12 protein-coding genes and 1 pseudogene are annotated in these 12,130 nt (G+C 57.9%); 7 read left to right on the top strand and 6 right to left on the bottom strand.

Annotated elements, in window-relative coordinates; translation table 11 throughout:
* Positions 1-59 precede the first annotated feature (59 nt).
* Entirely contained in the window at positions 60-836 is a 777-nt protein-coding gene (gene map, locus ACO6EE_RS06045) for a type I methionyl aminopeptidase (RefSeq protein WP_485959953.1), read from the top strand.
* 163 nt (positions 837-999) lie between these two features.
* Positions 1,000-1,686 carry a hypothetical protein gene (locus ACO6EE_RS06040; RefSeq protein WP_485959951.1) on the top strand — a complete coding sequence of 229 codons (687 nt, stop codon included), beginning with the start codon at positions 1,000-1,002 and terminating at the stop codon, positions 1,684-1,686.
* An 85-nt stretch (positions 1,687-1,771) separates the two neighbouring features.
* Here ACO6EE_RS06040 and ACO6EE_RS06035 read toward each other — a convergent pair whose 3' ends face one another.
* The gene (locus ACO6EE_RS06035; RefSeq protein ID WP_485959949.1) at positions 1,772-3,112 is read right to left on the bottom strand and encodes a replication-associated recombination protein A; all 1,341 of its coding nucleotides are present in this window, start codon (positions 3,110-3,112) and stop codon (positions 1,772-1,774) included.
* Between the two features lie 228 nt (positions 3,113-3,340).
* On the opposite strand from ACO6EE_RS06035, the gene ACO6EE_RS06030 reads away from it, so the two are divergent.
* Positions 3,341-4,090: a rhomboid family intramembrane serine protease gene (locus ACO6EE_RS06030; RefSeq protein ID WP_485959947.1), complete on the top strand. Its 750-nt coding sequence runs from the start codon at positions 3,341-3,343 to the stop codon at positions 4,088-4,090.
* Between the two features lie 36 nt (positions 4,091-4,126).
* Positions 4,127-5,539, top strand: coding sequence for a threonine synthase (gene thrC / locus ACO6EE_RS06025; RefSeq protein ID WP_485959945.1), 1,413 nt, complete (start codon positions 4,127-4,129; stop codon positions 5,537-5,539).
* Positions 5,540-5,593: 54 nt separating this feature from the next.
* Here thrC and ACO6EE_RS06020 read toward each other — a convergent pair.
* Together ACO6EE_RS06020 and ACO6EE_RS06015 are read right to left on the bottom strand one after the other, a co-directional pair.
* Positions 5,594-5,701 (bottom strand): annotated as a pseudogene (locus ACO6EE_RS06020) (IS5/IS1182 family transposase); the annotation flags it as partial.
* Positions 5,702-5,723: 22 nt separating this feature from the next.
* Positions 5,724-6,218, bottom strand: coding sequence for a TlpA family protein disulfide reductase (locus ACO6EE_RS06015; protein ID WP_485959943.1), 495 nt, complete (start codon positions 6,216-6,218; stop codon positions 5,724-5,726).
* A 241-nt stretch (positions 6,219-6,459) separates the two neighbouring features.
* On the opposite strand from ACO6EE_RS06015, the gene arsC reads away from it, so the two are divergent.
* From arsC to ACO6EE_RS06000, 3 genes are all read left to right on the top strand, one after another.
* Positions 6,460-6,822: an arsenate reductase (glutaredoxin) gene (arsC, locus tag ACO6EE_RS06010; RefSeq protein ID WP_485959942.1), complete on the top strand. Its 363-nt coding sequence runs from the start codon at positions 6,460-6,462 to the stop codon at positions 6,820-6,822.
* A 136-nt stretch (positions 6,823-6,958) separates the two neighbouring features.
* Positions 6,959-7,624, top strand: coding sequence for a YdcF family protein (locus ACO6EE_RS06005; RefSeq protein ID WP_485959940.1), 666 nt, complete (start codon positions 6,959-6,961; stop codon positions 7,622-7,624).
* Between the two features lie 103 nt (positions 7,625-7,727).
* The gene (locus ACO6EE_RS06000) at positions 7,728-8,147 is read left to right on the top strand and encodes a CopD family protein (protein ID WP_485959938.1); all 420 of its coding nucleotides are present in this window, start codon (positions 7,728-7,730) and stop codon (positions 8,145-8,147) included.
* A gap of 275 nt (positions 8,148-8,422) precedes the next feature.
* On the opposite strand, the gene ACO6EE_RS05995 is transcribed toward ACO6EE_RS06000, so the two are convergent.
* From ACO6EE_RS05995 to rho, 3 genes are all read right to left on the bottom strand, one after another.
* A complete protein-coding gene (locus tag ACO6EE_RS05995; protein WP_485959936.1) occupies positions 8,423-9,310 on the bottom strand; it encodes a lipid A biosynthesis lauroyl acyltransferase in 888 nt (295 codons plus the stop codon).
* 133 nt (positions 9,311-9,443) lie between these two features.
* Positions 9,444-10,238: a serine O-acetyltransferase gene (gene cysE, locus ACO6EE_RS05990; protein ID WP_064090079.1), complete on the bottom strand. Its 795-nt coding sequence runs from the start codon at positions 10,236-10,238 to the stop codon at positions 9,444-9,446.
* A gap of 537 nt (positions 10,239-10,775) precedes the next feature.
* Positions 10,776-12,035 carry a transcription termination factor Rho gene (rho, locus tag ACO6EE_RS05985; RefSeq protein ID WP_067439618.1) on the bottom strand — a complete coding sequence of 420 codons (1,260 nt, stop codon included), beginning with the start codon at positions 12,033-12,035 and terminating at the stop codon, positions 10,776-10,778.
* Between the last annotated feature and the right edge of the window lie 95 nt (positions 12,036-12,130).

Raw genomic sequence — 12,130 nt, 5'->3', positions numbered from 1 at the left:
GTCCGGCCAAAGCATTGCTTTTCAGGTAGCCCGTTACCGAAATGATTAGGAAAAACAATATGGCCATCATCATCAAAACCCCCGAAGAAATCCAAAAAATGCGCGAGCTCGGCCGCCTGGCCGCCGAAGCCCTCGACTACATCGGCGATTTCGTCAAGCCTGGCGTTACCACCAACGAGCTCAACCAGCTGGTGCACGATTATCATGTCAACGTGCAAGGCGGCTACCCCGCGCCCCTGCACTACGGCAATCCCCCCTTCCCCAAATCTTGCTGCACCTCCGTAAACCACGTTATCTGCCACGGCATCCCCGACGATAAACCCCTGAAAAACGGCGATATCCTCAATATCGACATCACCATCAAAAAAGACGGCTTCCACGGCGATTCCAGCCGCATGTATGCCGTGGGCACCATCAGCCCGCAGGCGCAGCGCCTGATCGACATCACCCATCAAAGCATGATGGCCGGTATCGAAGCCGTGAAGCCCGGCGCCACCCTTGGCGACATAGGCTATGCCTGCCAGCAAATCGCCGAAAACGCCGGCTATTCCGTGGTGCAGGAATTTTGCGGTCACGGCATCGGCCGCAGCTTCCACGAAGACCCGCAAGTCGTCCACTACGGCAAAAGAGGTACCGGCCCCGTGTTGCAACCCGGCATGATCTTCACCATTGAGCCCATGATCAACCAGGGCAAACGCCACCTGCGCATCCTCGAAGACGGCTGGACCGTGGTGACCAAAGACCGCAAACTCTCCGCCCAATGGGAACACGAAGTGCTCGTTACCGACACCGGCTGCGAAATCCTCACCATCAGCCCCCGCACCGGCCGGCCCTAATCCCGCTCCATCCGGTTTGGCCTGGCCGGGGCAGATTCAGTTTCCAGCCGCGCCAGGCAAACTAACGGCACTGATTTTATTGCCGTAAACACCCGCGCTACCTGATTACCACCGCATTGCCACCGCATTTTCAGGTAGCCTTTTCCCTTCGCCAAGCCCCGCCATGAACCGCACCTACCAAATCTTCTATTCCTTCTACACCGACGATGCCCACATCGACGGCGGCAGCCCCGTTACCGTATCCGCTACCGAGCTGCCCCAATACTTCCGCCGCCTGCAGCAGCACCACGACTTCCTCGGCATCATCGACCGGCACGACAACACCTTCCAAATCCTGCTCGAAGAATTCAGCGGCTTTTACTGGGGCGAAATCCCCGACCCCGTAAAAGTGGGCGCGCACGGCCGCTTCTACAGCGCCGAAGAGATGCTCGAACTGCTGAGCAACCTGCCCGCAGAATTCGTACCGCAAAACTTCGAAGGCCTCAGCTTCGAGCCCTGGCATGAATATTTCGAAGACACCACCTACGGCAAAGAAGCCCAGCTCCTGTTTGAAAGCAGCGGCGACACTGGCGAAATGGTGCGCACCGCCGAAGATATCTGCGAATCCTGCCGCCTCGGCGCCTGGGACAACCTCTGCGACGACGGCCTCGCCCTCCTGCAAAGCGAACTCCCCGCCAGCCCCGCCGCCTACACCGAAATCAACTACCAGCGCCTCTGCCGCAGCCTCGATTGGCTCGAAGACCTCGTGGCCGAAAACGGCGCATTCGACGAAGACAGCATGGACGATTTGTGCGACATGCTGCTCGAACGCATCGTCGATCTCGACAACTACCGCCAGCCAAGGCACTAGGCATAGCCCATCGAAAGGCTACCTGAAAACACATAGGGCGGGGTTTATGCCAGCCAAACCGCGAAAAGGCTACCTGAAAAATGTTTCAGGTAGCCTTTTTGCCTTCCGGCTGCGTAGTGCTGTTTTGTACGGCTTTATCCAAATCTTTGAGCCAGGATAATTTTTCGGCGATTTTGGCTTCGAGGCCGCGTGGCACGGGTTGGTAGAAATCGGGTTCGGACAGGCCTTCGGGCATATAGGTTTCACCGGCGGCGTAGGCGTGCGGTTCGTCGTGGGCGTAGCGGTAGGCGCGGCCGTAGCCGAGCTCTTGCATGAGTTTGGTGGGGGCGTTGCGCAGGTGGGTCGGCACTTCGGCGCTGCCGTGTTGCTTCACGAATTGGCGCATTTGGTTGTAGGCGGTATAGCCGGCGTTGGATTTGGCGGCGGCCGCCAGATAGAGCACGGCTTGGGCGAGGGCGAGCTCGCCTTCGGGGGAGCCGAGGCGTTCGTAGGTGTGGGCAGCCTCGTTGGCGATGGTGAGGGCGCGGGGGTCGGCCAGGCCGATGTCTTCCCAGGCCATGCGGACGATGCGGCGGGCGAGGTAGCGGGGGTCGGCGCCGCCGTCGAGCATGCGGCAGAGCCAGTAGAGGGCGGCGTTGGGGTGGGAGCCGCGCACGGATTTGTGTAGGGCGGAGATCTGGTTGTAGAAGCTTTCGCCGCCTTTGTCGAAACGGCGGATTTGGCTGCCGAGGCTGTCAGCCAGGAAATCGGCGTTAAGCTGGCTGATGCGGCGGGTGGCGGCGGCGCGCAGGAGCTGTTCGAGCAGGTTGAGCAGGCGGCGGGCGTCGCCGTCGGCGGTTTGAATGAGCAGTTTTTGCGCGTCTTCTTCGAGGCTGAAGCTGCGGTATTCGGGCAGGGCGAACACTTTGGCGGCGAGCTGGGCGAGTTCGTCGGCGGAAAGGGCTTGCAATACGTAAACTTGGGCGCGGCTGAGCAGGGCGGGATTCACTTCGAAGGAGGGGTTTTCGGTGGTGGCGCCGATGAAGGTGAGCAGGCCGCTTTCCACATAGGGCAGGAAGGCGTCTTGCTGGGCTTTGTTGAAGCGGTGTACTTCGTCGACAAACAAAATGGTGGTGCAGCCTTGTTGGAGGGCGATTTCGGCTTTGTTGACGGCTTCGCGGATGTCTTTCACGCCGGAAAATACGGCGGATACGGGCAGGAATTGGGCGTTGAAGCTCTGCGCGAGGATGCGGGCGAGGGTGGTTTTGCCCACGCCGGGCGGCCCCCACAGCAGCATGGAGTGCGGCTGCCCGCCTTCCACGGCCACACGCAGGGGCTTGCCCGCGCCGATCAGGTGCTGCTGGCCGACTACGTCGTCGAGGGTGTGCGGGCGCAGGCGTTCGGCCAGGGGGGCGGCGGGGGTTTGGGCGAAGAGGTCGTTGGGCATGGCAGGCTACCTGAAAAGTGGTAAGGCGTTGGGGTGGATTTTATAGCAAATTCTGTGCGGCGGCTTCAGGGGGAGGGGGTGGGATGTGGTATGATGCGGCGCGATGGCTTTCAGGTAGCCTCAAGCGCATCGGCTGCGAATACTGAAAGGCTGCCTGAAAGCTGTGTTTCCGATTTTCTGAAAATAGCCCGGCATGGGCTGTTTTTAACGGTTGACTGATTTTTCCGTATGCGATTCCGTTTTGATTTTGCGGTGCTGTATGCCTTGCTGGCGCTGAATGTGCTGGTGTTTGTGCTGATGCAGCTGCCGGGTTTTGAATTTTTGCAGCTGGCCGGCCCGTTGTGGCCGCTGGAGCATCCGCGCTACCACTCTTGGCAGTGGCTGAGCCATATGTTTTTGCACGCGAATTTCACGCATCTGCTGTTTAATATGGTGGTGTTGTGTTCGTTTGCGCCGATGCTGCTGCTGCGCTTCGGCCAGCGGCGTTTTTTGCTGCTGTATTTGCTGTGCGGCTTGGCCGGGGCGCTGCTTTATACGGGCTGGAACGAATACCTGATTGCCAACGGTGTGCGCAATGTGGCCGAGCAAATCGGGCTGGACGAGGCCACTGTGCGCTCGGCGCTGCTCTCTGGCGGCCTGCCCAATGTGCCCGACGGCTTGGCGATGGCGTTTTATACGCACCTGCTGGGCGCATCGGGCGCGGTGTTCGGCGTGCTGGCGGCGTTTGCGCTGTGCTTCCCGGATGCGCCGCTCACGGTGATGTTTTTGCCGATGCGGATTAAGGCGAAGTATTTGGTGCCGGTGGCGGTGGGGTATGAGCTGTTTGCCCAGTTCGGCGGGGTATCGCTGTTTGGCGACAATATCGCGCATTTGGCGCATGTGGGCGGCGCGGTGTGCGGCGGGCTTTTGGCCTGGTATTGGCTCAGCCGCCGCGATCCGGTGTCGTTTACCGATTTCGGTGCTTCGGATTTCAGGTAGCCTTTTTATACAATTCATTATTCCAACGGTGTTTTTATGAAATACATCAGCACGCGCGGGCAAACCGCGCCCAAATCTTTCAGCGAAGTTTTGCTTATGGGCCTCGCGCCTGATGGCGGCCTGATGCTGCCGGAGCGTTATCCGCAGGTAGATGCAGCCACGTTGCAACGCTGGCGAAATTTGAGCTATGCCGAATTGGCATTTGAAATCATGAGCCTGTTTGTCGACGATATTCCGGCAGCCGATTTGCGCCGCCTGGTGGGCAACACCTACTCCGAAGCCGTGTTCGGCACGCCCGAAATCACCCCGGTGCGCACCCTTGCCGACGGCATCAAAATCCAAGCCCTGTCCAACGGCCCCACACTGGCCTTCAAAGATATGGCCATGCAGTTCCTCGGCTACGCCTTCGAATATGTGCTGGCGCGCGAAGGCAAATGCCTGAACATCATCGGCGCCACCAGCGGCGACACCGGTTCTGCCGCCGAATATGCCCTGCGCGGCAAGGCCGGCATTCATGTGTTTATGCTGTCGCCGCACGGCAAAATGAGCGCCTTCCAGCGGGCGCAAATGTATAGCCTGGCCGATGCCAATATCCACAATATTGCTATCGAAGGCATGTTTGACGACTGTCAAGACATTGTGAAAGCACTGCAAAACGATGCCGCCTTCAAGCAGCAATACAGCATCGGCACGGTGAACTCCATCAACTGGGGGCGCATCGTGGCGCAGGTGGTGTATTACTTTGCCGGCTATTTCCGCGCCACCGAAAGCAACAGCGAAGAAGTGAGTTTCTGCGTGCCCAGCGGCAATTTCGGCAATATTTGTGCCGGGCATATCGCCAAGCAGATGGGTCTGCCCATCCGCCGCCTGATGGTGGCCACCAATGAAAACGATGTGCTGGACGAGTTCTTCCGCACCGGTCGCTACCGCCCGCGCAGTGCCGCTAAAACCTATGTTACCTCCAGCCCGTCGATGGATATTTCCAAAGCTTCTAATTTCGAGCGTTTTGTGTTTGATTTATTGGGGCGAGACAGCGTTCAGGTAGCCTCTTTGTGGCAGCAGGTGGCCTCGGGCGAAGGTTTCGATTTATCCGCCGAACTGCCGCGCATCCGCGATACCTTCGGCTTTGTGTCCGGCTCCGGCCGCCACGCCGACCGCCTAGACACCATCCGCGCCGTACACGCCAGTGACGGCGAATGGCTCGACCCGCACACCGCCGACGGCGTGAAAGTGGCGCGCGAATTGCGCGAGGCCGGCGAAACCGTCGTGTGCCTGGAAACCGCGTTGGCAGCCAAGTTTGCCGAGACCATCAGCGAAGCCGCCGGGCATGAAGTACACCCGCCGCGCCCCACCGCGCTGGCCGGACTGGAAAATTTGCCGCAACACGTTACCGTGCTGCCCAACAGCGCGGCCGCAGTGAAAAGCTTGATTGAGCAGGCCTTGGCTTAATTGGTTGGCATCAATAGGCTAAAAAGGCTACCTGAAAAATTTCAGGTAGCCTTCATATAGTGGATTAACTTTAAACCAGTACGGCGTTGCCTCGCCTTGCCGTACTATCTGTACTGTCTACGGCTTCGTCGCCTTGTCCTGATTTAAATTTAATCCACTATACCATTCGTTGATATCAAACGTTTCAGCCTGCACGGCATTTCGCTGCCGCTTCGGCCACTGCCTGGGTGAGCTGTTGCGGCGATACTTCGCCCAGCAAGGTTTTGCGATAGTTGCCGCAGGCCGGGGCGCGGATTACAGTGAAGGGCAGGGCGCCGGTTGGGTTGCCCAGGCTGTGCATCCAGGCGGTGCTGTCATTGCCGGTGTAGCGCAGAATCGGGTAGCGTACCGGCACGCTTTGCAAAAAGCGGCTCACATCGGCAGGCTTATCCAGCGCCACGCCCGCCATCTCCACGCGCACTCCGCGCCGTTGCCGTTTTTCGGCGGCATACCATTGCGAAAGCGCCGGCATCTCGCGCCGACACGGCACACACCAGGTCGCCCACACGTTCACCACCTGCACCCGCTTCTGCGCGCCGGTATCAAGCGAGGCCGGGCGGTTGTCTGCATGGTTTACCAAATCCGCCGCATACAGCGGAACAGCGGCCAGCAGGGCGGCCAATCCAACACATTTTTTCAAAACAGATTTCCAAATTGTGAAAACAAGGACGTTTATTGTACGATATAGCGGCTTGGAATAGAAACGGCCGATGGCCGATGCGGCTAGTTCTTCCGGCTGGGCGGGCTAGCCTTGCCGTACTTTCTGTACTGTCTGTGGCTGTGTCGTCTGGTTCTGATTTTTGTTCATCCACTATAATGGCATCAGCTATTTTTGCTGACAAGCCGCTGTTTAAATCATCATTTTCCCGCGAGCATCCCCCATGAGCGAAACCGTTTTGCTGTATCACAACCCGAATTGTTCCAAATCCCGCGCCGCTTTGGAGTGGCTGCAACAGCAGCCGGGCGTGGCCGTGCAAACGCTGGATTACCGTGCTAATCCGCCTTCCGAAGCCGATTTGCGTAGGCTGCTGCAACAGCTCGGCAGCTCAGATGTGCGCAGCATCATGCGTACCGGCGATGCGGCCTACGCCGAGCTGGGTTTGGATAAGCCGGAGTTGAGCCAAGACGAGCTGATTGCCGCGCTGCACCAACATCCTGCGTTGCTGCAGCGCCCGATTGCGGTATACCGCCAACGCGCCGCCATCGGCCGGCCGCTGGAAAATATTATTGCCTTGTTCGATTAACTGATTGAGTTATAGTGAATTAAATTTAAACCAGTACAGCGTTGGCTCGCCTTGCCGTACTATTTGTACTGTCTGCGGCTCGCCGCCTTGTCCTGATTTAAATTTAATCCACTATATCATCATATGTGAGACCACCATGCTGGCCATATTCCGCGGTTCCCTGCTGCGCCAAGTTTGGCGGGGCATCAAGCTCTGCCTGCTGGTGTTGCTGGTGCAGGCCGCATGGTGCACTTGGCTGGTGTACAGTTACAGCACGCGCACCGCTTCCCGGCGGGCAGATGCAGCGGTGGTTTTGGGCGCGGCGGCCTGGGGCAAAAATCCTTCGCCCGTGTTCCGCGAGCGCATCAACCACGGCATCACGCTCTACCGCAGCAATCGGGTGGGCAAGCTGATTTTCACCGGCGGCACGCCCAAGGCGGGCTATATGACCGAAGCCGAAGTGGCTCGCCGCTACGCCCGCGGCCACGGCGTACCGAATAAAGACATTCTTTTAGAAACCACTTCGCGCGATACGCAGCAAAATTTGGAAAACACCAAAGCCTTAATGTATAACAACGGTTTGGAAAGCGTAGTTATCATCAGCGACCCCTACCACCTCGCCCGCGCCGCCGCCGTGGCCGATTATGTGGGGCTGGATTACCAAACCGAGCCCACACCCACCAGCCGCTACAGCGGGCAGAACCGCGCTAAATTCATGGCCAGCGAAGTGCTGTCGCTAATGGCCTTCCAGTGGTGGCGGCTGAGCGAAACCGTCGCCGCCTATGGGCGTGATTACCTGCTTTCACGGCAAGCGGGGCAGTAGTGCAACACGCCATTGCCTTGCCGCCATCATTTGCCTGCCGGCGGGAGGCGTAAAGTGGTAACAGTATTTCCCTATTCAGTTCACATTATTTTCAGGTAGCCCTATGTATTTGCTGTTCAAGCTGCTGCATATTTTCTTTATTATTTCGTGGTTTGCCGGCTTGTTTTACCTGCCGCGCATCTATGTGAACCTGGCCATGGTGCCGACAGGCAGCACGGAATACCGCCAGCTTCTGGGCATGGCGCAGCGCCTGTTTAAATTCATGACGCCGCTGGGTATCTGTGCGGTGTTGTTCGGGCTGCTGATTCCGTTTTTCACCGGCTGGTGGGGCCAGGGCTGGGTACACACCAAAATCACGCTGGCCGTTATCCTCGCGGGCTACCATTTCTACTGCTACCGCCTGCTTATCGATTTCCAAGAGCGGCGCAACCGCTATTCGCACCGCTGGTTTCGCGTGTTCAACGAGATCCCGGTGCTGGTGATGGCAGCGGCGTTGTATTTGGTGGTGTATAAGCCGTTTTAGTGTGGATACGGATTTTCAGGTAGCCCCTGAATAGCGGGAGGCTACCTGAAAATATTTAGAGAAATAGAAATGTTTTGCTATTCAGTAGTTGGGTGCTCATGTGTATCGGCAGGGCATGCTGATTGAGGGTATGGGGATTATGGGCTGCTATGCGAATGGTATGGCAGGTATTAAAGCAACAAAGGCTACCTGAAACTGTTTTCAGGTAGCCTTTGTTTCTGGTGTGGGTTGCGAACAGGCTGTTGGAAGATTGCTTTCCAACGGCCTGTGTGTGGTCAGGATTTGCCGGGTTTGGCGTAGAAATCGGGGCTGCCTTCGGGGCGGGTTTTGAAGCGTTTGTGCAGCCAGAAGTATTGTTCGAGCTGTTCGCGCACGCGCTCTTCGATAAAGTCGTTCATGCGCTGTACGTCGGCTTGCACGTCTTCGCTGGGGAAGTTTTCCCAGGCAGGGTAGAAGCGCAGGGTAACGCGGCCGTTGGGCTGGCGGGTGGGGATGGCGGGCACGACTTTGGCTTGGGTAAGGGCGGCGATGCGGGAAAGGCCGGCGATGGTGGCGGTGGGGATGCCGAAGAAGTCGGCGAAGATGGAATCTTTGCGGCCGAAGTCTTGGTCGGGCAGGTAGAGGAAGGGGGCGGGGTCGGCGCGCAGATGCTTGATGATGGCGCGCAGGCCTTCGGTGCGGCCGATGAGGAAGACGTTGTTGTAGCGGTGGCGGCCGCGCAGGATTTGCTGGTCGAGCACGGGATTTTTCTGGTGGGAATACATGCTGGTGAGCGGCACGTCTTGATTGAGCGCATACACGGCAAGCTCGAAGGAGGTGAAGTGGGGATAAAGCAGGATAACTTTATTCCCGGCGGCGAGCTCGTTGTCGAGATGGTGTTTGTCTTGATAGTGGACGAGGGATTTGAGCCGTTCGGCGCTGCCATACCAATAGAGGCCGTATTCGAGGATAAGTTTGGCCATGTGGCGGAAGTGGCGTTTGAGCAGGGTTTTGCGCTGTTTCTCGCTCAATTCGGGGAAGCACAGGCGCAGGTTGATTTCGCCGATGCGGCGGCGGGGGGCGACGGCGTAATAGGCGAGGCTGCCGATGGCGTCGGCCAGCTTTTGGATGGCGGCGAAGGGCAGCAGCTGGATGAGGTAAAGAAAGAAAAAGGCAACTTTCATGGTCGGGTGCAATCGGGCGGATGGCGGGATTATACAGCGGCGGGCTGGTGGAAGGGCTACCTGAAATCGTCTGCCGGCATATTGGCCGGGCAGAAAGCTATTCTGTTTGTTTTCAGGTAGCCTTTATCTGCCTTCATGAATCCAGGCTTTGATCCATATCGGCGGAGGGGCGCACGTTGCCTTGGCCGATCACGCGGGCGGGCACGCCGACGACGGTGCTGTGGGCGGGCACGTCGCTTACCACTACGCTGCCGGCGCCGACTTTGGCGCATTGGTTCACGCGGATGTTACCGAGGATGGAGGCGTTGGCGCCGATCATCACGCCGTCGCTGATTTTGGGGTGGCGGTCGCCGCCTTCCTTGCCGGAGCCGCCGAGGGTTACGCCGTGCAGGATGGAGATGTCGTTGCCCAAAACGGCGGTTTCGCCCACTACAAGGCCGGTGCCGTGATCGACCATGATGCCGTGGCCGAAACGGGCGGCGGGATGGATGTCGATGCCGAACACTTCGGAGGCGCGGTTTTGCAGGAAGTAGGCGAGGGTTTTGCGGCCGTGCTGCCACAGCCAGTTGTTGATGCGGTGGGCCTGCACGGCGTGGAAGCCTTTGTAGTAGAGCAGCGGCAGGTAGTAGGCGTCGCAGGCGGGGTCGCGTTCGTAGTAGGCGATGATGTCGGCCTGCATGGCTTTGGAAATGCGGGTGTCGCTGTCGAGTGCCTGGAAGAAGATTTCGTTGAGCGCGCGGCTGTCCATCACGGGGCTGGCCAGTTTGCTGGAAAGGTGGAAGGCGAGCACGCGGTCGATGCTGCTGTGGCGCAGCACGGTTTGGTGCAGGAAGCTGGCAAGCATGGGCTCGCTTTGGGCGGCTTGGGCGGTTTCGGCCAGGATGGTTTGCCACAGGGTGCGGCTGTCGGCATAGTCGAGGGTGGTCATGTTTTCAGGTAGCCTTTAGGTGTAAGGGCTATAGTTAAAATACTTTACTATCATTAGGATGCTGGCCTAAAGCCCATCCACTCATTTATTTGCAAAAGTTGAATTGAAGCGCATATTGCTTACAAGCAAAATTGGATTCCCGGAGATTTTTATTATTTGTGTTCTGTTCCCCTTTGCGCCTCATGCCGGCGCGGGGCACTTCCTTTCTTTGCTTCGCCAAAGAAAGGAAGCAAAGAAAGGCGACTGCGGGCACAGGTTTGGCTTCGCCAAACTTCCCTCCCTCCGCGCGGTTTTTCGGGCGGGCTCGCAACTTGCGGCTGCGCCGCTTCGAACATGCAAGCCCTTGTTCCCCGAAAAACCACGCTCCGTTCGGCTGCGCCAGCAGAGAATGACTGCATCCCAACCATTTGCGCCCAATATTCTACATTATCGAGTATTGGCAAATTTGTTATGACTTTCAGGTAGCCTTAAAGGCTACCTGAAAGTGCGGACTTCAACAAGTTGAGCCGGTGTTTTGGTGGGACTGAATTGTCGGGTTTATTTGCCGCGCATCAGCTCGAAAAACTCGTCGTTGGTTTTGCTGTCTTTGAGTTTGCCCACCAGGAATTCGGTGGCTTCGAGATCGTCCATCGGGTGGAGGAATTTGCGCAGCAGCCACATGCGTTGCAGGCGGTCGTTGGAAACGAGCATTTCTTCGCGGCGGGTGCCGGATTTGTTGATGTTGATGGCAGGGAACACGCGTTTTTCGGCCATGCGGCGGTCGAGGTGCAGTTCCATGTTGCCGGTGCCTTTGAATTCTTCAAAAATCACGTCGTCCATGCGGCTGCCGGTTTCCACCAGCGCGGTGGCGATGATGGTGAGCGAGCCGCCTTCTTCGATGTTGCGGGCGGCACCGAAGAAGCGTTTGGGGCGGTGCAGGGCGTTGGCGTCCATACCGCCGGTAAGGATTTTGCCGGAGGTGGGGGCAACGGTGTTGTAGGCGCGCGCCAGGCGGGTGATGGAATCGAGCAGGATCACCACGTCTTTTTTGTGCTCTACCATGCGTTTGGCTTTTTCAATCACCATTTCGGCTACCTGAACGTGGCGGGCAGCGGGCTCGTCGAAGGTGGAGGCCACCACTTCGCCGCGTACGGAGCGGGTCATTTCGGTTACTTCTTCGGGACGCTCGTCGATCAGCAGCACAATCAGCACCACTTCGGGATAGTTGGCAGTGATGGCGTGGGCGATGTTTTGCAGCATCACAGTTTTACCGGTTTTGGGCGGCGCCACCAACAGGGCACGCTGACCCATGCCGATGGGGGAAACCAAATCGATGGCGCGGGCGGTGATGTTTTCTTCGGCCTTGATGTCGCGTTCGAGCTTGATCGGACGGGTGGGGAAGAGGGGGGTGAGGTTTTCAAACAGGATTTTGTGTTTGCACACTTCCGGGTCGTCGCCGTTGATTTTGTCGAGGCGCACGAGGGCGAAATAGCGCTCGTTGTCTTTGGGTACGCGCACGCTGCCTTCGATGGTGTCGCCGGTGTGCAGGTTGAAGCGGCGGATTTGGTTGGGGGAAACGTAGATATCGTCGGGGCTGGCCAGATAGGAAGTGTCGGTGCTGCGCAAGAAGCCGAAGCCGTCGGGCAGGATTTCGAGCGTGCCGGAGCAGCTGAAGCTTTCTCCCTGTTTCATCATGTGGCGGACGATGGAAAACACCAAATCTTGTTTGCGTAGGCGGTTGGCGTTTTCAATGCCGTGTTGTTCGGCCATTTCCAAAAGTTTGGAAATATGCTGGGTCTGTAGTTCGGAAACGTGCATAAGATTATGTTTTGTGTTGGATAATGGATAAATTGATTAAATGAACGCGCGGTTCAGATAATGTAATGGGAAAACGGGGATATGTGTGGGGAATG

The organism is Eikenella sp., from assembly GCF_057315495.1.
This window is presented reverse-complemented; position numbering and strand designations above follow the sequence as displayed.

Coding starts and splice junctions, on each gene's coding strand:
- map (WP_485959953.1), top strand. CDS start 60: ATGGCCATCATCATCAAAACCCCCGAAGAAATCCAAAAAATGCGCGAG.
- ACO6EE_RS06040 (WP_485959951.1), top strand. CDS start 1,000: ATGAACCGCACCTACCAAATCTTCTATTCCTTCTACACCGACGATGCC.
- ACO6EE_RS06035 (WP_485959949.1), bottom strand. CDS start 3,112: ATGCCCAACGACCTCTTCGCCCAAACCCCCGCCGCCCCCCTGGCCGAA.
- ACO6EE_RS06030 (WP_485959947.1), top strand. CDS start 3,341: ATGCGATTCCGTTTTGATTTTGCGGTGCTGTATGCCTTGCTGGCGCTG.
- thrC (WP_485959945.1), top strand. CDS start 4,127: ATGAAATACATCAGCACGCGCGGGCAAACCGCGCCCAAATCTTTCAGC.
- arsC (WP_485959942.1), top strand. CDS start 6,460: ATGAGCGAAACCGTTTTGCTGTATCACAACCCGAATTGTTCCAAATCC.
- ACO6EE_RS06005 (WP_485959940.1), top strand. CDS start 6,959: ATGCTGGCCATATTCCGCGGTTCCCTGCTGCGCCAAGTTTGGCGGGGC.
- ACO6EE_RS06000 (WP_485959938.1), top strand. CDS start 7,728: ATGTATTTGCTGTTCAAGCTGCTGCATATTTTCTTTATTATTTCGTGG.
- ACO6EE_RS05995 (WP_485959936.1), bottom strand. CDS start 9,310: ATGAAAGTTGCCTTTTTCTTTCTTTACCTCATCCAGCTGCTGCCCTTC.
- cysE (WP_064090079.1), bottom strand. CDS start 10,238: ATGACCACCCTCGACTATGCCGACAGCCGCACCCTGTGGCAAACCATC.
- rho (WP_067439618.1), bottom strand. CDS start 12,035: ATGCACGTTTCCGAACTACAGACCCAGCATATTTCCAAACTTTTGGAA.